The organism is Endozoicomonas sp. ALE010 (assembly GCF_049310165.1).
Classification (GTDB): Bacteria; Pseudomonadota; Gammaproteobacteria; order Pseudomonadales; family Endozoicomonadaceae; genus Endozoicomonas.
This window is the reverse complement of sequence record NZ_JBLYNV010000047.1, coordinates 12,037-33,188: the sequence shown is the minus strand read 5'-3', so window position 1 is coordinate 33,188 and position 21,152 is coordinate 12,037. Positions and strand designations below refer to the sequence as shown.

General features: G+C 48.4%; 18 protein-coding genes. 6 read left to right on the top strand and 12 right to left on the bottom strand.

Annotated features, from left to right (window positions below; genetic code table 11):
• Positions 1–50: 50 nt before the first annotated feature.
• From ACO6UY_RS17570 to ACO6UY_RS17560, 3 genes are read right to left on the bottom strand one after another with little or no spacing between them, the layout of a single operon-like run.
• Positions 51–1,034 carry an alpha-ketoacid dehydrogenase subunit beta gene (locus ACO6UY_RS17570; protein WP_209203214.1) on the bottom strand — a complete coding sequence of 328 codons (984 nt, stop codon included), beginning with the start codon at positions 1,032–1,034 and terminating at the stop codon, positions 51–53.
• Complete coding sequence (pdhA, locus tag ACO6UY_RS17565; protein WP_422490775.1) at positions 1,027–2,151, bottom strand: pyruvate dehydrogenase (acetyl-transferring) E1 component subunit alpha; 1,125 nt, start codon at positions 2,149–2,151, stop codon at positions 1,027–1,029. The genes ACO6UY_RS17570 and pdhA overlap by 8 nt, the downstream gene beginning before the upstream one ends.
• A gap of 11 nt (positions 2,152–2,162) precedes the next feature.
• Entirely contained in the window at positions 2,163–3,209 is a 1,047-nt protein-coding gene (locus ACO6UY_RS17560) for a Leu/Phe/Val dehydrogenase (protein WP_422490774.1), read from the bottom strand.
• A 411-nt stretch (positions 3,210–3,620) separates the two neighbouring features.
• Here ACO6UY_RS17560 and ACO6UY_RS17555 point away from each other — a divergent pair, with 411 nt between their 5' ends.
• Positions 3,621–3,992 (top strand): PilZ domain-containing protein, encoded by a 372-nt coding sequence (locus tag ACO6UY_RS17555; RefSeq protein WP_163371993.1) that lies wholly within the window; start codon positions 3,621–3,623, stop codon positions 3,990–3,992.
• A 69-nt stretch (positions 3,993–4,061) separates the two neighbouring features.
• On the opposite strand, the gene lrp is transcribed toward ACO6UY_RS17555, so the two are convergent.
• Positions 4,062–4,550, bottom strand: a complete 489-nt coding sequence (lrp, locus tag ACO6UY_RS17550; RefSeq protein WP_020582577.1) for a leucine-responsive transcriptional regulator Lrp — start codon at positions 4,548–4,550, stop codon at positions 4,062–4,064.
• A 444-nt stretch (positions 4,551–4,994) separates the two neighbouring features.
• Here lrp and potA point away from each other — a divergent pair, with 444 nt between their 5' ends.
• The 3 genes from potA to ACO6UY_RS17535 all read left to right on the top strand — a co-directional run bounded on the left by potA (position 4,995) and on the right by ACO6UY_RS17535 (position 8,152).
• Complete coding sequence (gene potA / locus ACO6UY_RS17545) at positions 4,995–6,164, top strand: polyamine ABC transporter ATP-binding protein (RefSeq protein ID WP_422444042.1); 1,170 nt, start codon at positions 4,995–4,997, stop codon at positions 6,162–6,164.
• A gap of 156 nt (positions 6,165–6,320) precedes the next feature.
• Positions 6,321–7,271 carry an ABC transporter permease subunit gene (locus ACO6UY_RS17540; protein WP_422444044.1) on the top strand — a complete coding sequence of 317 codons (951 nt, stop codon included), beginning with the start codon at positions 6,321–6,323 and terminating at the stop codon, positions 7,269–7,271.
• 77 nt (positions 7,272–7,348) lie between these two features.
• Complete coding sequence (locus ACO6UY_RS17535) at positions 7,349–8,152, top strand: ABC transporter permease subunit (RefSeq protein ID WP_422444730.1); 804 nt, start codon at positions 7,349–7,351, stop codon at positions 8,150–8,152.
• Positions 8,153–8,380: 228 nt separating this feature from the next.
• On the opposite strand, the gene ACO6UY_RS17530 is transcribed toward ACO6UY_RS17535, so the two are convergent.
• The 8 genes from ACO6UY_RS17530 to ACO6UY_RS17495 all read right to left on the bottom strand — a co-directional run bounded on the left by ACO6UY_RS17530 (position 8,381) and on the right by ACO6UY_RS17495 (position 19,805).
• Complete coding sequence (locus ACO6UY_RS17530; protein WP_422444046.1) at positions 8,381–10,708, bottom strand: macro domain-containing protein; 2,328 nt, start codon at positions 10,706–10,708, stop codon at positions 8,381–8,383.
• A gap of 186 nt (positions 10,709–10,894) precedes the next feature.
• Positions 10,895–11,305: a hypothetical protein gene (locus ACO6UY_RS17525; protein WP_422444048.1), complete on the bottom strand. Its 411-nt coding sequence runs from the start codon at positions 11,303–11,305 to the stop codon at positions 10,895–10,897.
• A 109-nt stretch (positions 11,306–11,414) separates the two neighbouring features.
• Entirely contained in the window at positions 11,415–12,443 is a 1,029-nt protein-coding gene (locus tag ACO6UY_RS17520; protein ID WP_422490772.1) for a hypothetical protein, read from the bottom strand.
• 154 nt (positions 12,444–12,597) lie between these two features.
• On the bottom strand, positions 12,598–13,464 hold the full coding sequence (locus ACO6UY_RS17515) for a hypothetical protein (protein ID WP_422490771.1): 867 nt from the start codon (positions 13,462–13,464) through the stop codon (positions 12,598–12,600).
• A gap of 85 nt (positions 13,465–13,549) precedes the next feature.
• Positions 13,550–14,680, bottom strand: coding sequence for an alanine racemase (gene alr, locus ACO6UY_RS17510; RefSeq protein WP_422466180.1), 1,131 nt, complete (start codon positions 14,678–14,680; stop codon positions 13,550–13,552).
• Positions 14,681–14,956: 276 nt separating this feature from the next.
• Positions 14,957–15,961 (bottom strand): TIGR01620 family protein, encoded by a 1,005-nt coding sequence (locus ACO6UY_RS17505; protein ID WP_422490769.1) that lies wholly within the window; start codon positions 15,959–15,961, stop codon positions 14,957–14,959.
• Positions 15,958–17,406: a YcjX family protein gene (locus tag ACO6UY_RS17500; RefSeq protein ID WP_422490767.1), complete on the bottom strand. Its 1,449-nt coding sequence runs from the start codon at positions 17,404–17,406 to the stop codon at positions 15,958–15,960. The genes ACO6UY_RS17505 and ACO6UY_RS17500 overlap by 4 nt, the downstream gene beginning before the upstream one ends.
• Before the next feature lie 212 nt (positions 17,407–17,618).
• Positions 17,619–19,805 carry a hypothetical protein gene (locus tag ACO6UY_RS17495; protein ID WP_422490766.1) on the bottom strand — a complete coding sequence of 729 codons (2,187 nt, stop codon included), beginning with the start codon at positions 19,803–19,805 and terminating at the stop codon, positions 17,619–17,621.
• A gap of 257 nt (positions 19,806–20,062) precedes the next feature.
• On the opposite strand from ACO6UY_RS17495, the gene ACO6UY_RS17490 reads away from it, so the two are divergent.
• The gene (locus ACO6UY_RS17490) at positions 20,063–20,497 is read left to right on the top strand and encodes a hypothetical protein (protein WP_422466188.1); all 435 of its coding nucleotides are present in this window, start codon (positions 20,063–20,065) and stop codon (positions 20,495–20,497) included.
• A 242-nt stretch (positions 20,498–20,739) separates the two neighbouring features.
• A complete protein-coding gene (locus tag ACO6UY_RS17485) occupies positions 20,740–21,132 on the top strand; it encodes a hypothetical protein (RefSeq protein WP_422444062.1) in 393 nt (130 codons plus the stop codon).
• The last annotated feature ends 20 nt before the right edge of the window (positions 21,133–21,152 follow it).

Sequence of the window (21,152 nt, the reverse complement as noted above, 5' to 3'; positions counted from 1 at the left end):
GAACGGAGTGTGGAGGCACGACAACCCGTCAAACTCATTGAAACTATGTATTAGTGCCTGGCAAGACTCTTGATCGATGCCCTGACAATATCATCGACCTGAGGCAGATAATGGTCTTCCATCCTGTAGTAGGGCATTGTCGTATCAAAACCGGTCACCCGTTCAACCGGTGCCTTCAGATCATCAAACGCCCTTTCCATAAGACCGGCAGCAATCTCGGCCCCCACACCAAAACTCCGACAGGCTTCATGAACAATGACACAGCGTCCGGTCTTTCTGACTGACGTCAGAATAGTCTCCATATCAAGAGGCTTGATGGTAGCCACATCAATCACTTCTGCAAAAATGCCATGCCCCTCCAGAATGTCGGCTGCCTCCATGGTTTCACGAACCGATGCCCCCCAACTGACCAATGTGACATCCTGCCCGACTTTTAACGTGAAACAGGTGTCCAATGGCAGCGGGTCACTGGCAGCATCAATTATCTGCTTACTTGCCCGGTAGATGCGCTTTGGCTCCAGGAAGATAACCGGATCCGGCTCATTAATGGCAGCACGAAGCAATCCATAGGCTCTGACCGGTGACGATGGAATAACCACTCTTAGCCCGGGAATATGGGCAAACAGTGCTTCGGTGCTTTCCGAATGATGCTCCGGGGCGTGGATACCTCCGCCGAAAGGAGCCCGCAGCACCAGGGGACACGCCAACCGCCCCCGGGTTCGGTTTCTCATGCGTGCTGCGTGGCAGATTAATTGTTCCATTGCCGGAAAAATAAACCCCATAAACTGTATTTCCGCCACCGGTTTCATCCCCTGGGCAGCCATACCCACACTGATACCGGCAATCAGGGTTTCCGCCAGCGGGGTATCCATCACTCGCTTGAGGCCATATTTATCCCGCAGTCCCTGGGTTGCCCGAAAGACACCACCATTGACCCCAATATCTTCGCCAAGCAACACAACATCCGGATCATTGTCCATAGCATGATCAAGCGCCAGGTTGACGGCCTCAACCATGGTCAGTTTGTTATCCATTGAGATGGCCTCCGGCTGATTTCATGTTTTCCTGACGCATCTGTTCTCTGGCAAGCGCCTCGTTTTTCTGTTGCTCCAGTTGGGCTGGCATATTCGCGTAGTGATAATCAAACAGGTCTTCAATAGCGGGCAGCGGAGTGTTCAGGTAGGTTGCCACGGCCTGCTCAATGATACGGTCAGCCTCATCTTTTAAAGCCTGTTCTTTGCGCTCATCCCACAACCCCCGGTGGTGCAGGAAGTTACGGAGCCGCTTGATGGGTTCTTGTTGCCAGGCCTCCTTGAGCTCGTCACTGGCACGGTAACGGCTGGCGTCATCGGCCGTGGTGTGATCGCAAAGCCGATAGCTGACCGCTTCTATCACGGTAGCGCCCTTACCCTGGCGTGCACGGTCAATAGCGGCGCTGACCACTTCATGGAGGGCAATAACATCATTACCATCAACCTGGTAAGACGGCAGGCCAGCGGCCAGCCCTTTCTGGGCCAGCGTCGGTGCACCGGACTGAATTTTTCTGGGAACCGAAATCGCCCACTGATTGTTGTTAATGATATAAACCACGGGCAGCTGCCAGGCACCGGCCAGGTTCAGGGCTTCGCCAAAATCGCCTTTCGACGTAGCGCCATCCCCCAGTGCACATAAGGCCACTTGCAACGGGTCACCGGCCTCATGGCGGATTTTAATGGCGGTGGCGATACCGGCCGCGTGGCCAGCCTGTGTCGCAATGGGAACACAATTCGGTAGATCCTGACCCCAGGCCGGACTGGCACTCCCACGCTCATCACCACCCCAGTAGAGCATGACATCACTCAGAGCGATGCCTCGTCGCATCAACCCGGGAAGATCCCGGTAATAAGGAATCAGAACATCTTCTTTTTCCAGCAGGGCAGCACACACGGTGCTGATGGCTTCCTGTCCAAGACAGGAAGGGTAAGTGCCCATCTTACCGGTCCGCTGCAATGCCACCGCTTTTTGATCGGCCTGCCGGGCGATCACCATGGAACGGTAGTAATCAATGAGAATGTCGTGATTACTGACCCAGGCTGGCAGTCGTTTGATGACTTCGCCTTCAGCATCCAGAAACTGCGCCATGGCGAGGGAAGGGTTTGCTGTTAAATCCATTTCTTTTCTCCCTATGCCGTCAATTGTGAAGGGTTATCACCATGCACAATGGCTTCTGCCATCTGGTCAGCAATAACACTGGCAGGTAACCCGGCCTGATTCTGTCGGCTGAAAATTTCTAACAGGGTGTCATGAATGCCACGAAGGCGCCGGTGCATATCACTCTGACTGCTTTGCAGGTAAGTCATGGTGACAAAAATCAATCCACCGGAATTAATCAGGTAGTCCGGGGCAAAGAGAATGTTGCGGTCGAAGAGGGCAATACCGTCTTCCTCCGTCAGTAGCTGGTTATTGGCTGAGCCGGCAACAGCAGCACACTGTAACTTGCCAATGGTGTCGCTATTGAGGACGCCGCCAAGGCCACAGGGGCTGAACAGATCGCAGGGCACCGAATATATGTCATCCGGTGCCACCACTTTGGCACCGAACTCCCGGACACACTGATCAACACGATCCTGATTGATATCGGCAACAATCAATTGTGCCCCATCGTTAAACAGTCGCTGACAAAGGGCATAGCCAACATTACCCAGCCCTTGCACAGCGACCCTTAAACCTTTCAGATTATCTGGCAGGGAGGGATGGGCTTTAAGGCAGGCAAGCACGCCATAATAAACCCCTTCAGCGGTAAAAGGTGCCGGGCTGCCACCGGATGAAGTACAGGTCACATGGGCTGACTGAGTAGCAATGGTGTCCATATCCGCCACCGTTGTGCCACTGTCCATAGCCGTTGCATAACGACCGCCAAGCTCATTGAGAAAACGCCCGAACGCTTTGAAAAGCGCGGTTCGGTCATAGTCACCTTCCGGTTCCATAATGACCGCTTTGCCACCCCCGAGATCCAGGCCAGCCAGTGCTGATTTGTAGCTCATACCACGGGCAAGGCGAATGGCATCCGTGATGGCTTCGTCAGAGGAAGAATAAGGAATGATTCGACATCCACCGAGGGCTGGCCCTCTGCGGGTACTGTGAATAGCGATGACGGATTTGAGGCCGGACTCTTCATCAAATTTACAATGAAGATCGTTGATTCGTGCCTCGGCAATCTGTCTGAACATGACGGGATCCCTCCGTATGTTGCAGAGCAGCAGGCTCTGGTTTAGTGCCCTGTCTATCGGCATCCCGGGGTTAGGGCAAGCTGACAGACGTGGCTATTTATTGTTGTTTTACAGGGTAGAACTTTCATCACATTCAGCGGTTTAAGCTCTATCAACAACCAGGCTTTCTGATAACGCCTTATTCGATTACAGAGGAAGTTAAGCCCTATTGTCAACAGTCAATAAGTTTTAGGAAACGTCATGCTCTGCCGCCATTGGCCGCTATTTAAATCAACTAATTGACTGAAAATCTCACCATCCATAAAGCACGTTTTCATAAAAACCTGTTTTGGCAAAACAGGTAAAAGATGCATTTTGAAAACAAAAGGTGATAACTTAGTTCTTCCTTCCCTCTAATCCATGGAGGCCAAAATGTCGCAAATACAACAAGAAAAGCGTCGATTTCCCAGAAAAACACTGGAAAAAACCGCAGAAGTACTGGATAACGACACCGGTCTGTCTATCGGCATTCTTGAAGATGTCTCAAAAGGAGGATTCAGCATCCTGACCGATCGGGGTGTCAGGCCATCAGAAACCCGGAATGTCACATTGATCCTGCCCGGGCCGCAGGAAGGTGCTTATCGAGTGTCCATGAGTGCCGAGTGCGTCTGGTGTCAAACCGTCAGTGAACAGGCTGATTTCGCCGCAGGTTTTGTTTTACGCAGTATCGAGGACCAGGACGAAGTCGCATTGAACTATTACATAAGGGATTATCAGGTAGCGGGCGAGCTTCAGGAAGGTTAAATACCTTTCTGAAGCCGATAAGAGCAGAAGCAAACACTCACAAACAACCTTTAACAAGCCAGGTAACGGTTAATCTGCAATTGGCAGGCTGAGCGTTTCCTTGAGTTCTTCCATCACGATATAGCTCTTGGACTCCCTGACCCCTGGCAACTTCAGCAGAATATCCCCTAACAACTCGCGGTAAGAGGCCATCTCTGAAATCCTGGCTTTGACCAGATAGTCGAAGTGACCAGAGACCAGATGGCACTCCAGCACGTTTGGCAGCTTGATGACCGCTTTGCGGAAGTCATCAAAAATGTCAGCGGATTTGGTATAGAGGCTGATTTCCACAAACACAAGAAGCCCTGCCTGAAGATACTTCGGGTTCAGGCGTGCAGAATAGCCCTGAATAATACCTTCCCTTTCCAGGCGCTTGACCCGTTCCATACACGGCGTCGTACTCAGCCCGACCTTATCCGCCAGCTCTACATACGATATACGCCCTTGCTCCTGCAGGGTACGGAGAATATTACGATCGATACGATCCAACTGGCGAACAACTTCTTTTCGGCTTCTCATGATTTCAGTCGTTTATTGACAATGCGTGTTCAGGCACCAGGAAAAGTGGAACACAATAGCATAAGGGATTAGTGAGCTTTGTATTCATCTTTTTTAGGACAGATCCTGATTAAGACAACCGTTATTCTAATATCTAATGGGTAAATCACCTCCCTTCCAGCAGAGGGAGGTTAGGGTACCAATGATGAATCTGCAAGTGAGGATTACTAATATCCTCCATCAGGGTTTATCGCAAAATCATTTTCAATCCCTGCATTTTTATGGACAATGCGCGGGCTTTTCACTTCCTTGAGGGTTTGAAGGCTCTTTTCATAAGCAAAGAACCCATGGTCACCGCAAGCGAACCTGAGTTTCTAACGATAAACTTGTGTCAACAGAGCCTATTAAAGCACACTCACCGGGTTCTACCCTGTTCTTTATACTCCGGGCTGGAGAAAATTTTAGATGAGTACAGCATCTGCCTCCCCGAAACATTCCCCAACGCCGTCGACGCTTTCGACAGCTGCGACAAAAAGTCGCTCAGGCAATGAGATCCTGGTCAAAATCGACCAGGTCACCAAAAAGTTCGATGACGTTATCGCTGTTGATAATGTCAGTCTGAATATTAAAAAGGGTGAGATTTTCGCACTGCTGGGTGGCTCCGGATCTGGAAAATCCACATTACTACGGATGCTGGCGGGCTTTGAAACACCGTCTGAGGGCAAAATTTACCTGGATGGGCAGAATATTACTCACCTGCCACCGTATCTGCGCCCCATCAATATGATGTTTCAGTCCTATGCCCTGTTCCCTCATATGACGGTGGAGCAAAACGTGGCATTTGGATTAAAGCAGGACCGCCTGCCCAAAGACATCATTGCCCAGCGTGTAGAGGAGATGCTGACACTGGTGCATATGCAAAAGTATGCCCGCCGTAAGCCCCATCAGCTTTCCGGTGGCCAGCGCCAGCGTGTGGCCCTGGCGAGAAGCCTGGCAAAGCGACCAAAATTGCTGTTGCTGGATGAGCCCATGGGTGCGCTGGATAAGAAGCTGCGCAGCCGCATGCAGCTTGAGGTTGTGGATATCATCGAAGAGGTGGGTGTTACCTGCATTATGGTGACCCATGATCAGGAAGAGGCGATGACCATGGCCGAGCGTATCGGCATTATGGATGCCGGCTGGATTGTTCAGGTGGGAACCCCTATCGATATCTACGAAAACCCCAACAGCCGCATGACCGCCGAATTCATTGGCTCCGTCAATATGTTTGAAGGAGAAATCACCGAAGAAGAAGCGGGTTACGTCATCATTCAATCGCAACAGGTGCAACAGCCGATCTACATTGGCCACGGTATCATGGCACCACTGGAAGACCGCAAAGTCTGGATTGCCGTGCGTCCTGAAAAAACCATGGTGACCCGGGAGCAACCGGAAGGGAACTACAACTGGAGCAAGGGTGTGGTGCACGACATTGCCTATCTTGGTGGACATTCGGTTTATCATATCCGGCTTCCGTCGGGCATGACGGTACAGTCCAACATGGCGAATGTGATCCGGACCGCCGACAACCCGACCTGGGGTGATGAAGTCTATATCAGCTGGGATGATGACAGTGGTGTCGTCCTGAATAGCTGATCAATCACCGCTAACCTTATTCAGTATTTTTCGTGTTTAAGAACAGTCTGAAGGCTTTACATTGGCTAAAAGCCGAAGGCTTTCTATTTCGTAAACTATTCAGGCTTACCGCCGTACATGTAAGCCACTGGTAACGGATATTTTGTGGAATCTGTCATGTCCAACCTGTTAACAAAAGGTGCCTCCGCAGCCGCGTGGGGACCAGAGAGGCTAAACGCCTTAAGGGAACTGTGGGGACGTCGCCTCGTTCTTGGCGTCCCCTATCTCTGGCTACTGCTATTCTTCCTTGTCCCCTTCCTGATTGTGGTCAAGATCAGCTTTTCATCGGCAGAAATTGCCATTCCGCCCTATTCGGCCATCTTTGAGTACTTTGATGAAGTACTGACACTGAATTTAAATCTGGGCAACTACCTGTTCCTGGCCGAGGACGAGATGTACCTGCAGGCCTATCTGACCTCGATACGGCTGGCTCTGGTCGCTACCTTTTTCTGCCTTCTGCTGGGCTATCCCATGGCCTACGCCATGGCTCAGGCATCGGGAAGAAAGCAAAGTTTCCTGCTCATGCTGGTACTTCTGCCATCATGGACCTCATTCCTGATCCGCATATACGCCTGGATGGGAATACTGAAAAATAACGGGTTATTGAACAACCTGCTGATGTGGTGTGGCCTGATTGACCAGCCCCTGCAGATCCTGAACACTAACATCGCCGTTTATATAGGCATCGTTTATGCCTATCTGCCCTTTATGGTGCTCCCTATTTACGCCAACCTGACCCAGCTGGACAAATCACTGCTGGAGGCGGCCAACGATCTGGGCTGTCGGCCATGGGAAACCTTTTTCAGAGTTACACTGCCACTGTCCATGGGTGGCATTGTCGCGGGCTGTATGCTGGTCTTTATCCCTGCCGTGGGTGAATACGTGATTCCTGAGCTGCTGGGTGGGCCTGAGAGCCTGATGATCGGTAAAGTGCTCTGGCAGGAGTTTTTCAACAACCGTGACTGGCCGCTGGCCAGTGCCCTGGCCATGATCATGCTGTTGATCCTGTGTCTGCCCATCGCCTTCTTCAATCGCCAGCAGGCGAAGCAATTGGAGGCCAGCCTGTAATGACGCTTTCTACAGAAACAGCAACTGAACGCACAAGCACCCTGGGAAGAGTCAAAACACCGGGTTTTTCCACCATCATGCTGATACTTGGGCTGATCTTCCTCTATCTGCCCATGTTTATCCTTGTGTTTTACTCCTTTAACGCTTCACGACTGGTGACCGTCTGGGCCGGCTTCTCAACCAAATGGTATGTGGAGCTGTTTCAGGATGAACAACTGATGGGCGCGGTATGGATCAGCTTGAGAATTGCTTTCTATAACGCGTCCATGGCGGTCATTCTGGGTACGGTGTCGGCTTTTGCCCTTGACCGCTTTGGCAAATTCCGTGGCAGAACCGCCTTCAACAGCATGTTGACGGCACCCCTGGTGATGCCCGATGTGATTACCGGCCTGTCGCTGCTGCTGCTGTTTGTCACCATGGCCGACCTGATCGGCTGGCCCATGGAACGGGGCATGCTGACCATCTGGATCGCCCACGTCACCTTCTCCACCGCTTATGTGGCTGTTGTCGTTGGCGCCAGGTTGCGGGAGGTGGATCGCTCTATTGAAGAGGCGGCGATGGATCTTGGTGCAACACCACTGCGGACGTTCTTTCTGGTCACGATTCCAACCATTGCCCCATCGTTAGCCGCTGGCTGGTTACTGGCGTTCACCCTGTCTCTGGATGATCTGGTGATTGCCAGCTTTGTCTCCGGCCCGGGCTCGACCACTCTGCCAATGGTGGTATTCTCTTCGGTGCGCCTGGGGATCTCACCAAAAATTAACGCCATGGCGACGCTGATTATTCTGGTGGTCTCTCTGGCAGCCCTGTTTGGCTGGTGGTTTATGCGTCGCTCAGAAAGGGAAAGGAGGGCCAGCCTGGAAAGGTTTGGCACCAGTTAGCATGATAATCAGATGCCGGATCTCATCCGGCTTTTTAATTCGTTCCTCGACTTTTACCAGACCCGTATGCTCCGGGATTGTCACGACGTGCATTTCTGCTTGACGTCCTCACTCCAAAAGCCTGCGACCTCAGTCTGGATCAAGCTCGTGCGGCGAGGAGCGTCCGTCCCCTGAATGGCTTATGTCCGAACCCGTTGTCGTTTGTGCAAAAGCATCACCGGGCATCGACTATGCCCCGTCTTTACGGACAAAATAGAGTTTTGGCAGCTCCCCTTGCCTGGCCATCGTTAATACCTGAGGATCTAAATAAACCTGCTTCAGTACAGCTTTGAGTTCACTATCTGTAGCCCCTCCAAGCTCATGCAGTGGGAACACCAGCCTTTCTTCCCGAGCAGCGTTGGTGATTAACGTTACCAGCTGCTGCGAAAACCCACTTATATCCGTTATTTTTGGAAAGAACACCGAATGAATTTTCTCGCAGCCTTTAAAGCCGTCAGTCTCTTTATATCGCCATGCCTGACATTGATAGTATCCCTCGCGCATGAAGGTAGCCTGACCGCCGCCCTTGGTCATGTGCTCGATATACCCCCCTCTATCACCCCCATGAAGCGCCACATCAGTATTCAGCACATTACCAAACCTCCGCACGGCATTTACCAGTGAGAATGGATCACTATCGCCATAGTGTTTCCGGGCAAAGCCAAGTACCCCACCTGGATTACTAAACAGCCTGGCAAAGTTTTTTGGTATGGGCGAATCGGCTGGCGTTGAAACCCGGGATTGAGGCCTTGACCTGGAGGGCACTGCTGATTCAGATCTGGCAGTTCCCGATTGGGCTGTCTGGAAATAAGAGGCAGTTTTCTTAGGGATTGCACCATGTCCTACAGCAAGCATAGTGCCTGAAACACCTGCCGGGTGGATACCGACAGGTGTTATCCCCGAGGGTAAATGTACCGGATTAGCCGCGTTCAGGCTCTTGAAAACTCGAATAAACTCGTCGTGTACTTCCTTATCCTTATTACTTTTATTATCCCAACCCACGAGTATTAACTTGGGTACTTTGGATAACTTCTGTATACGAGGATTCTTATAAGCCGCATAGAGCGCCTGGGCCATATCCTCACCACTGCCACCAAAAATTGCACAGCCTATAAAACAACTGACAATGGTATTGCTGCCTTTTTGGCTGGCTCCAAGGAGCAGTGAAACAAAAGCATTGGTGAAATCCTGCTGATACTTTATTACCCCTGCACCAGAACGGTTAACACTCAAATCATAATCTTTCCTATTTGGGGCAACCACGTTATGAATATGCTGGCAATGGCGCAAACCACGGGTGGAATCAGTGGCATATCCATAGGGCCCGGTGGTATAACACTCGCCAGTTCCAACCTTATGAATACTGGTATCGTGGTTAAATTGAGCGCCAAGATCACTGGCAAATTGTCCTGCGATACCCCCACGATGTTGCATTTGACTATTTGCAGCATTGACCAGATCGAATGGTTTTCCTTGTTTTGAGAGCTCTCTGGCACAACCAAACATGCCATAATCAGGGTGCATTGCTATTTCCAGCTGTCTGGGAAGCAGCTCTGTCGATGCCTTGTCAGCACGGCCTGTGCTTGCTGTCGTGTTAATTGCCGTGGCCACAGCCCCGGGGCTGCTCATTGCAGGGGGCGTTGTTACACGGCGAACCGGTGAACGTGTTGCGGAATTAAGTTGAGCCAGCATATTCCAGTGACTTGCAAAGTCTTGGCATGCTGTCCGGTCACTGTCTTCAGAAGACCTGCCCACCAGAACCAGTTGTGGTGCTTGCCTGCCTGTTGATTCAAATTGTTTCTTGGCTTTCGAAATCGCTTCTGCCAAATCTTCTCCTGTGCCACCCGCAAGACCACAACTGAGCAGAGGGCAGTAAATCCGACGTAGTTGATTGGTTTCAGCCGCTTTAAATAACTCAAAAAACGTTTTTTCAAGCTTTTCTGCAAACTTCTCATCATTTGCTAAAAGAACCAACACATTGTGAACTGCCCGACAATTATTGATATCAGATGGTTTGTCACCACGAATACAGTCATAAGTAAAACATTCACCGTGAGTGATACGATTCCCGGGCTGCTGAGACACCTGAACATAGTTACTATTGTTGCCACCAAACTTTTCTTTGATAACCTTTGCAATACCTGTATGAAATTGCATGTTCACGTCCACAGAGTTCACTATCCCATAGGGCATAAGTTCATCTTTACGCTTTACCCATGTCAATAATCCATCATTACAAGTAACCAGTGTTACCCTGCCAGGCAATGCTTGTTCAGTCCCATTAACCAGATTGGTACAATGTTGTGACACATCCTTATGTGTGACAAAGTTTTTGCCAACTATATGCCTAAGGGATGGATACTTTTCCAGTTGTTTAAGCAGGCAATCATTATCAGTTTTACGAACCGCTCGCCCAAAGACCGCTTGTTTCAATTCTTCATTGATTCCACATTTCTTCAGCTCAAGAGAACCGTACATCACTACCTGACCACAGAATTTTCCAATGGCATCATCCATTTCAGTCTCCTTAAATTATCGTGTAATTGATATTTATTTGTGCAATCAAATAAAAGCAACTGTAGATCCAATAATCGAATTAGACTGAAAATCGGTAATATAGTTCCAAAATTAGCAGGCATTTTCTCTCACGCGACTCCAGGATGGTGTCTTCATATCTCAACTATGTTTTTGAAATATCCGGGTTTAGCGGCTGTGTGAGCCATTTTGATCCGTCATCGGTAAAGGTTCCTGAACCAACTCAACAGCCCTTGCACCGATAGCCTTTTTACAGGCAAATGCACAACACACCCCTGCGGCATATACCATTAAACCGGTCAGGGCACCGTAGGTGACATTAACTTGTGTATCAACCTCATTCACCTTCAGCCCCCGGGAGTGGGAATAGAGAAAACCACCGCCCACACCACCGCCAACCAGCAGAACATACCCACCCAATAACCCGACAGTAGAATTCAGACAACAACGCCGTCCAAATGCAGACACTCTCACAGCCAGGGTAGCCGCAGCTTCATTGGCCCCGTTGGGTTGAGCAGCCTGTGGATATACGATACCTCCGGAAACACCGTTCACTGACCGGTCACCTCGTGATTTCACCAGTAAGTTCCCGTGACAGGCATAGCCAGTCTTGAGAATTGGTCATCTGACTTTTTGCAAAAAGCAGAGCGTGGACAGCCTTTAGATCGAAAAGTTCCGAATTGGTTCACTATTTAGTCAGACCATTAATAAATGTGTCCCAATCGAACTCATCTTTAATTAATGCTTTATTAAAATGTGCCTTTCTCATTCTGCCCAGGTGAATTCTATTATTTTCAATCATATTGGCTAATGAATCCACCTTTTCAGTTTTATCTTCAGTTTTTATTACTTGCTTAACCTGTAATGCAATGTTTAAAAAAGACAAAGCAAATGTTGTGGCATATTTCTCACCTTTTAAACTCATTCTGTTATTAATATCTATCGTTAATGAACAAATATGTGCTGTAAACAAGACATCCGCTGGATCTAACTGCACATTTTTGACTGGTAAAACCTCAGTTTCTGTCATCACTTCAGCAATTTCACCGGGCTGTAGAGGATTGCATGTAGAATCTAACTGCTCATTGTTGACTGACAAAAACTCAATTTCTGTCGTCATTTCAGCAATTCTATCAGGCTGCAGAGGATCATCTGTAGAATCTTCCGGTCGTTTGTGCTCAGTTACCGATGAATCACCCTTGGCGAGCATGCATAGTTGTTGAAATAATTTAACAAAATCGTATGGTTGATAGTCATTAATGCCAAAAATATCATTCATGATAAGTCTTGCCGGACCGGGAGATAGGGCAATAGACGGTATAATTACATTCAGAGACTGATCCGTTTTAATTTCTTCATCAATATCAAAAGGGTATTTTTCTGCTCTTTTTTTTAAATCCTCAAGCCTTTCAAGCATTCTTACTTTTGGTTTATTTTTAAAAGCCATTTTTACTAAAAGATCGTCTGATCTAAGAGAAAGGTAATTATCCACATTAATTGAGCTAAAGGCGAGAAAGTCCTTCAAATTAAGGTGTTGGGTAATTTTAAATCTTAATTCCTGGAATAATGGAAAATAATTATTTTCTGCAGGCTCTGAAGTCACCTTTCGTAACGGGGTGAATATATTGGCTGTTGGATTTTTTACAAATTCACTTGACCTATGATAATCAGAAATATTAGCAAAACTATTAACAATGGCATTTTCAGAATTCATCATTATGCCTACATTTCTGCAATTCCATATTCATTTGATCATCAGATTGGGAAAAAGTTCCGCTTAGGATTGATCAATGAAAATCCTGAGTCAAACCCCCACTTCATCACCGGTTTTATTTTTTGCTGGATACCATGAAAAGTAGATCGTGGACAGCCTAAAGATCGAAAAATTCCAGTTTTTTATTCTTCTTTAGTCGCAGAGAATCAATAAACTTGTCCCAATCGAACTCGTTTTTATTTTTTAATACTGATTTAAAATAATAAACTTTACTTAGCTTCCATCTTATAAGTTCATTGCTTTCAATCATATTGGCTAATGTATGTAGCTTCTTATCTTTTTCTTCAATATTTATCAGTTGGTTTACTTGTGATGCAATCTCTATAAAATATAACGCAAGCAGTGCAGCACGTTCAGTATTTTCACCGTATTTCAAACTCATTCTGTTATTAATATCTATCGTTAACGAACACATATGTGCTCTAAAAAAGACATCCGTTGAATCATCATTGGCAAGCGTACATAGACATTGAAATAATTTAACAAAATTAGCGGATTGATATTTATAGTTTACAGGATCCTTCTTTAAGAGAAGTCGTGCAGGCCCGGGAGATATGGCCACAGGCGGTATTATCGCGTCATAATTCTCATCCAATTCAATTGGCCCATTAATTTCGAAGGGATATTGTCGGGCTTTTTGTTTCAAATCATTGAGTCTTTCAAACAATACTACCAGCGGTTCATTTTCAAGAACTCTTCTTACCAAAAGGTCGTCCGATCTAAGCGAAAAATAATTATCAACATTGATTGAGCTAAAGGCGACAAAGTCCTTCAAATTAAGATATCTGGCAATTTCAAATTTTAAGTCGTGACTCAATGGTAAATAATTATTTCTTGCAGGCTCTGAACTTACCTTTCGTAACGGACTGAATATATTGGCTGTTGGATTTTTTACAAATTCACTTGACCTTTGATAATCGGAAAAACTGACAAAACGATCAACAATAGCATTTGCAGCGTTCATGATTGTGCCTTTACTTTTTCCCCTTCCTTTAGAGCATAGGTTTGGGAAAAAGTTCCGCTTCAGAGATTTGCAAATAGCATTGGTATCAGATCTCCATTTGATCAAAATCCAGTTGCTCAGGGATGAGAATGCCGTGATATTGCACAGGAACACGGTTCAAATTGCAAAGCAGCTGATAAGGAATAGTACCTGCACCTTTTGCCACCTCATTAATGGGCAAGTCATCTCCCCACAGGATGGCACGGTCCCCTATCTGCACATCGGGCAAATCGGTTAAGTCCACCGTCAGCATGTCCATGGATATTCTGCCCACCAGCGGTACACGGCAGCCATTAATATACAGCGGTGTGCCATTGGCGGCATGGCGGGGGTAACCATCTGCATAGCCGATAGCCACCACACCAATCCGGGTGGTTCTCCGGGCGATCCACTGACTGCCATAACCCACGGAACTCCCGGCAGGAATGGTTTTGATGCTGATGATGGCTGAACTCAGCTCCATCACCGGTTTTATTGTTTGCTGTATATCATGAATTTGTGCAAATGGAGAAACCCCATACAGCAGCAGACCAGGACGATTCCATTCGCTCTGCACTTCTTTCAGGGCAACCAGCCCGGCAGAGTTACAGAAACTGCGCTCACCAGGCAGGCCATGGGTGTAAGTATTGAACGTTGTCAGCTGCTGTTGTGCATGATCACTGTCCGGCTCGTCGGCACAGGCAAAGTGACTCATCAACACAATGTCTTTGACATAAGGGAGATCATTGAGTTGCTCCCAGACTGTGCGGTACTCATCAGGGGCAAAACCGACCCGCCCCATACCGGAATCCATCTTCAGCCACAGCCTTACCGGATGTTTGGGACGGTGGGCGACTAATGCATCAATCTGATACTGATGATGGATCACCGTATCCAGACGATACTGGTCAATCATTTCCAGTTCTGAAGGTTCAAAGAAACCTTCCAGCAGCAGTATGGGTTGTTTGATGCCAGCAGCACGAAGTTCCAGGGCTTCCTCAATAAAGGCAACGGCAAACCCGCTGGCAATATCCGCCAGCGCGGTTGCACAGGCTGTTGCACCATGGCCATAGGCGTCCGCCTTGACCACCGCCATCACCTGACCATTACCAGTGCCCCTGGCAGACAGTTGTTGGATAATACGATAATTATGACGCAGTGCATCAAGGTTTATCTTTGCTGTTGCTGGTCGGCCCATGCCTTTTGAGACTCCCCCGGAAATGCCAGTTAAAAGCAGCATCCTATCAATTAATAACTAACAGCTCTTTATGTGTTTATCGAAATCATGATATTGAATAAATAATACCCTTTGATTGTATTTATCCATAGTTTTGATTGCTTTTTATTCTTTATTAGACGGTAAGAGTCCACTAATCAGAGTCAGTTTCTCAGTGAAAATGCCAACGTCAATGGGAATAGCGATTAAGGAGCAACCTGTCGCAGCAGGTGCTCCTTCAATGAGGCGGGAATAAGACTATTCTGCTTTTTTTCCGGGATCTGCCATAGTCCGAAACCGGGCGTCCATGGCAGTGAGAATACTGCTGGCTAAACGACCAATGCCGGGTTTCTGACCATCAGCATAAGGAATTGGACGACAGAGCGCCATGGCCCTGAGCCCCATGCGGGCGGAATAGATACCGACACCAACCCCGCTGGCGGCCTGAGAGCTGACCACGCCCAGCAACCGGTTGGAAGTAAAGTCTGATAGCTGATCAGACAGCAGTTCTGTCGCACCAGCCAGCGCCATCTGTTCCAGAACCATGGTTAACAGGTGGCTACGGGCAGGCAATGAAGGCCTGACACCGTATACCTGACAGATCTCATCGAGCATCCGGATACTGCGCCAGACCGACAGCAGCATATCAACGGCGGCAAATGGGCTGAGAGCCACCATCAAAGCAACTTGCTGGCTATGTTGTGAAATACAGGCAAGTGCCCGCTGGTCCAGGGTCTGGAAAAAATGGCTATCCAGGTAAGCCAGCAGCTCGCTGTCATCACTGTAATCCGGCATCTCAGACCACACTTGTTCCAGCAGCATTTGCTGGGGCTTACCCTGATAGAGCTTACTCAACTGCCCGGCCCATTGGCTGGTTAATACGGTCGTTCTCTGGTCTCGAAACTGTGCAGCCTGCGCCTGTAGTTCGGTGATCTGTCGAAAGTCCCGTTGATACAGGAAAAACTCCACCACGGCTTTAACGACAGTGACCGCCAGGGCCAGAAAAAGCAAGGCAAACACTAAGGCCAAAGACCAATGCAGTTGATAGAGAAAAAGGCCCAGTTCCACCGTTTGCCAAAGCACCAATATCAACAGCAGGGTCAGCAGCCCGTAACATGCCGACCGGATAAAGCGCAGTGGTTTGGCCGCCAGTTCAGGTCCCTGCAATACCGGATCCCGGAAACCATCACTGATGGACTCCGGAGTCTGCAGGGGTTGCTCTGGTTCCAAAGGGATAAAGTATGGATCGTGATGTCGGGTCATGAAAACCGGTCTCCCAGCAGATCATTAAGAATGCTATCCAGACGGATATGGGGTAATCGGCCACCTGCGACCAGCTGCAGCCCGCCGGGCGGCATCAACCGGCGCAATTGCCACTGGCCCAGAGCCTGCCAGTCATCCAGTGCCGGAATCTGTTCCGGAATATCCGGGTGCAGCAGCACTCCCGGCCCCTGCTCCGTCATCCCCTGCAGAGCCTGGTGCCCCTGGTAATCGATATATGTCGTTGAGCGCACGGCGGCAACCGCTTCACAGCGGACATCCGTCGCATTAAACGCCGCTCTGCGCCTGGCCTCCTGAACCAGGTTTGCCATCAACCCTCTCACGGCTTCATGCTGGTCAGGCAGCACCTGATCAATTTTACTGGCGGCAAAAACGACCCGGTCAATGCGTGGCTGAATTAATCGTCTGAGCAGGCTGTTGCGCCCATAATCAAAACTTTGCAGTACCTGAGTCAACGAGAAGCGAAGATCATCAAACGCTTCCTGGCCACGGTTCAACGACTTGAGCACATCCACCAGCACCAGCTGTCGATCCACCTTCTGAAAAGTATTTTGATAGAAGGGTTTGACCCGGGTTTCCAGGTAACGCTGATAATGCCTTTCACACACTTTGAATAAAGAGTCCTCCACCGCTTCCTCCAACTGATCTTCTGAACAGCCAGTGATGGCAAGCAGGGGGATAAACGGCAGTTTACTCTCATCACCTGAAGGTGCGGCATGCAGCCAGCGCCCGGGTTGAATCATGGTCAAGCCCGCCTGCTGACAAGCCTTGAGAAAGGTCAGTTGTTCCTGCCACAGTACTTGCAGTTCCAGCTCGGAAATGGTCTCCAGAGGATTAATGGACTTCAGCTTTTCGATAAAACTCCGGCCAATAGACCGGCGCATGGCACTGTCAAATAGGGCGTGACATTGCCCACACCAGGCACGGTAATCCATGGCCAGTAGCGGCAGATCCAGCAGCCACTCCCCCGGATAGTCACGAATCTCCAGATAAAGACGACTGATCCCCGGTTTTCCCCGGCGCAATAACCCGGGTGGCTGACGGAACTTGATCTCCAGCAGGCAGCCAGACTCATCCCTTGTAGCTTCCGGCCACCGCCCTCTTGATAAAGCGTCAATGCCCCGCTGATAAGGAAACAGTATGACACCATTCAGAGCGGACAGTTTTACCCCCAATAAGCGATCCTGCAGAACCGGGGGGAAGGCAGCCAGAAGGGCATCAGGATAGTGCTGTAACTGATGAATAAGACTGGTGATCAGGGTGGTTTTGCCACTGCCACTGAAGCCGGTCACCCCCAGTGTCATGCGCCGGTTAAGCAGCCGGTCGACGCCATTTTCCAGGGAACTGGCTGCTGACCTGGCAAGATCCATCGCTTTATCCTGCCCAATCAGCAAAGACTGCTTGACCTTGGTCTTTATTGGTTTCATTGAACCATTCTCGATTTTAAGAGTCTAATTCTCTAGATAATTATTAAATCAGATTAAAAATCATAAGGAATACAAAAATTTGTTTCTGGAACTTCCCGCTGCGGTTAAAGTTCAGGAGCCCGATGATGAAGTATCCGCTGATGCATAAGCAGTTAAAAGAGAACATAAAAAAATTACAAAAAGCAATCAGTGGTTCTTTATTAAATCAACATCTAAAGTTGATCAGAACTGACTGAATTTGTAGAAATACCTTCGGATAATATCAGATCCCAGTCTTTTCCGGTCAACTTGGCCAGGCCGCAATAAATTGCATTATTTTTGGATTCCATCATCAGTTCACGCACCTGTTGGAAGAAAGTCCCTCCAAACTCACCGCGCAAAAACAACGCCAGGTCATCATCAGGACTGCCTGCCTTTGGCTCAAGAAGCGATCTTATCTCTGCATCATAAGTCATGTTTCCATAAAACAATTGCCCAATAATTTTATCCAGCAGACTTTGCTGGCCGTCCCCATCCCTGAACAATGACGCCAGTAGGGCATCATCGGAAAAATCCGCCCTGAGGATATGAAATAAAGTGGGAATCAAGAGTGAAAAATTATCACAAATATCACCAACCAATTCATTCACGTCTATATCGCGTCCAGCATCTTCCGTACTCACAGGACACTCCACAGTCATTGCCCTGAAAACGTCAAAACGTCTGAAAGACAGGGGGGCAAGCTGTGATCTGAGGTCGGGCATATTTAAACCTGAAGTACGATAAGCTATCAGCTTTTCTAAATTCACGTGGTTTCTTCGTAGCGCTTTGCCACGCTCTATGAGTTTTACCTTAAGGGTTTCAGGAATCGCCCCGGGTAACAGGCTATTGGCCAGAGAGAGGCATGACAGCCATTCCTGCTGGTCTTCGCTCAATAACCCACTGCTATAGGTGATCGCTTCCAGGAGACATGGACGAAAGTGTGATTCAGCAAAGTGATTGGCACCAACCATTCCTGCAAACCCGGACACCAAATCCTGAGTTGCTATCGGGGATAACAATGGCTTTAGCTTTTTACACAGGTCCAACGCCACAGAATAGTAGTTGTATGCCTGCAAATCGTGGGTGAGGCCTCTGCCAAGCTGCTCAATTCTTGCTCGCTCAACACTGGCAACAGGATGCTGCATGGCAGAGGCGTACTGCTGTTTGGCTGGAGGTGAGCCAGGCAGCTCAGGCAGCGGGGTATCGCCATCTGGCCGCAAAGGCAGATAAGCCTTGCCCAGCAGATTCATAAACGTAGCGCTGTTAGCCCCTTCCTGAATCAGGGGGCGATCAACACAGCTGATCCATTCAAATAATGGTTTGGGTACCGGGCCACAATACAGAAGCTCGACAGGTTCATGAACAGAGTTCTCCCATTCCCTGTTCTGCAAATCATAAAATGGCACCTGCAACGATTTTTGTAATACCCGGAGCCGTTCAAGGCTTGCCAGTGGACTCAATACCAAAACCACCGTTTTCTCCAACTCTGATGTATGACTTTTCACGACCCCTGACAGCAATCTTCTGATAATCACGTCATGGGCAGGCTCCAGGGCATGATGGTGAATACCATAAAGTGGCAGCAAATGAATTCTACCGGCTTCCGTCTCTCTCAGGATTTTTATCAGGCTGGCGGCTCTTGAGTCGTTCTTCATTAGCGCCGGGATATCCGGTTTTTGCAGTAAATAAGCGGTCTGATAGTTTGCCAGCGCCGGAAGGTCCAGGTTCTGATGCATGCCATTGCACCGCTCAATTCTGGGCGTCGTGTTGCTCCATTTGAAGGGCGGAATAACAATCGCCACTTTTGACACCAACCATGAGCGGTTACCGTTCATGGCCCAGAAACCGAGGGGTTGCTCCAAAGGTCTGTGGTTAATAGTGCAATGATCCACCAACTGTTTAAAAGGAATACACTCACACACCAGGCCAGAATAATGCAAAGTCTGTACGCCATCATTCCCGGGGTTAAATTCTGGCATGAATAACCGGAGCTTATCCTTCATCCGCTGCCATTCATCCTCCCCATTAAACTTCAGAACCAGCTCAACCCTGCCTTTAAAGCCAAGATGAGCCAGCCCTTCGATAATACTGAATGCAGCCGTATGGTCTCCCTGGCCGGGACTCTCCGCAAGCCCCACCCGGATAACAGGAATGGCACCCAGCTTCTCAGACAGGCTGATCTCTGCAGTATCAACCTTCCTCTTACCCAACAGGGTTAGATCAATGTCTTTTTTGGGCGACTCATTAGCACAACCGGATAAATGCTTGCGAACTGCGATAGCCCGAATGGATGAATAAACTGGAGAATCAGGAGGTCGCTTGCCACCTCCATTCATCGATCGCCTGGTCAGAGCATTTACAGAGAGTGACGAATTCACGGCTATATCCGATTAACAAAATTCCTTAATATAGCTCGTCCCTCGTCCCGCTGCCCTTACAAGGCAGCAAGTCATACTGACAATCAACCTGGGAAACCTATCAACCGAAACAAATAAACAAATCCTCCCCAGATGGTCTACTTTTCTAACGGCGTTCCTGCTGCAGCATAAAAATTCAATTGAACTGTGATACGGGATTCTATTCCCGGCTGTGGTGGCCGCTGATTCAATCTCATTTAATAAATGGTCTGCTACCCATGAAACGTTTACTGACATTTATAGTGACGCTATCACTGTGTTCAATTGCACAGCTCTCAATCGCCGCCCAGTATCTGGATATGCCGCCAAGCTATGAAGATGCCACTACCTATACGATTCACCTGAAACCGGGTGATGACAGGGAAATCAATATGAGTGAAATCTTTCGTCTTTCCAGTGAGGGCTATACGTCGATAAGAATCAAAGTGGCTACTACTAACAGGGTTAATAGAACCAGGCCAACCATGCGGTATCCTTTTTACCATAACGACATAGCTGAACGAATCCCTCATTGCCGCCTGTTAAGGCAGCATGACTACGCTGATAATTATCGGGTATTACTGGACAACACCATTTATCAGTCCAATCTCAGTTACGATGATGCCATTTTACTGATTGGCAAACTCGTATCGGTGAACTCCTGTACATTTTGATGTCCATGGGCACAGCTTAAAAAGTCCTGACCCGGCCCTTCATCACAGGGCCAGGGTGTAGGATGCTATAACCTATTGATTAAATTACTGATATTAAGAACCTGAATGGCTCGGAAAACCATTTCGGTTTTGCATACATTCTCTTTATGTCTCAATGAGGAACTATTTTCCAATTTATCAGTCTGAAGTTAGAGAAAACCCTTTAATTCTTACTATTTGAATAATTTACAAGGACTGATTCCATGAAACTCATCCACTTACTGTTCAGGCTATCTTCCCTGATACTTTGTACTACTGTACTGTCAGCCGGGGCTTTTGAACTTGCTGCACCTGCTTACCATAATGATTTACCGCCCAGCTATGAAGATTCCGTGGCCCATTCCACCTATACCATCCAGCTCAAGCCCGGGGACAACAGATTCATTAGCTTCGTTGAACTTTTTGGTCGGGGCTATTACAACCTGAGGGTCAATGTAGCCAGTGATTTGAAACAGCCACATTGCCGTCTCTTTAAGCAGAGCAACGGCTATTACCGTGTACAACTGGATAACATGATTTATGATTCAAACCTGCATTATGACGATGCTGTATTAGAGATTGGTAAACTCGTCTCTGTGAACGCCTGCCGGTTCTGATCTCTGCGAAGATTGTAATG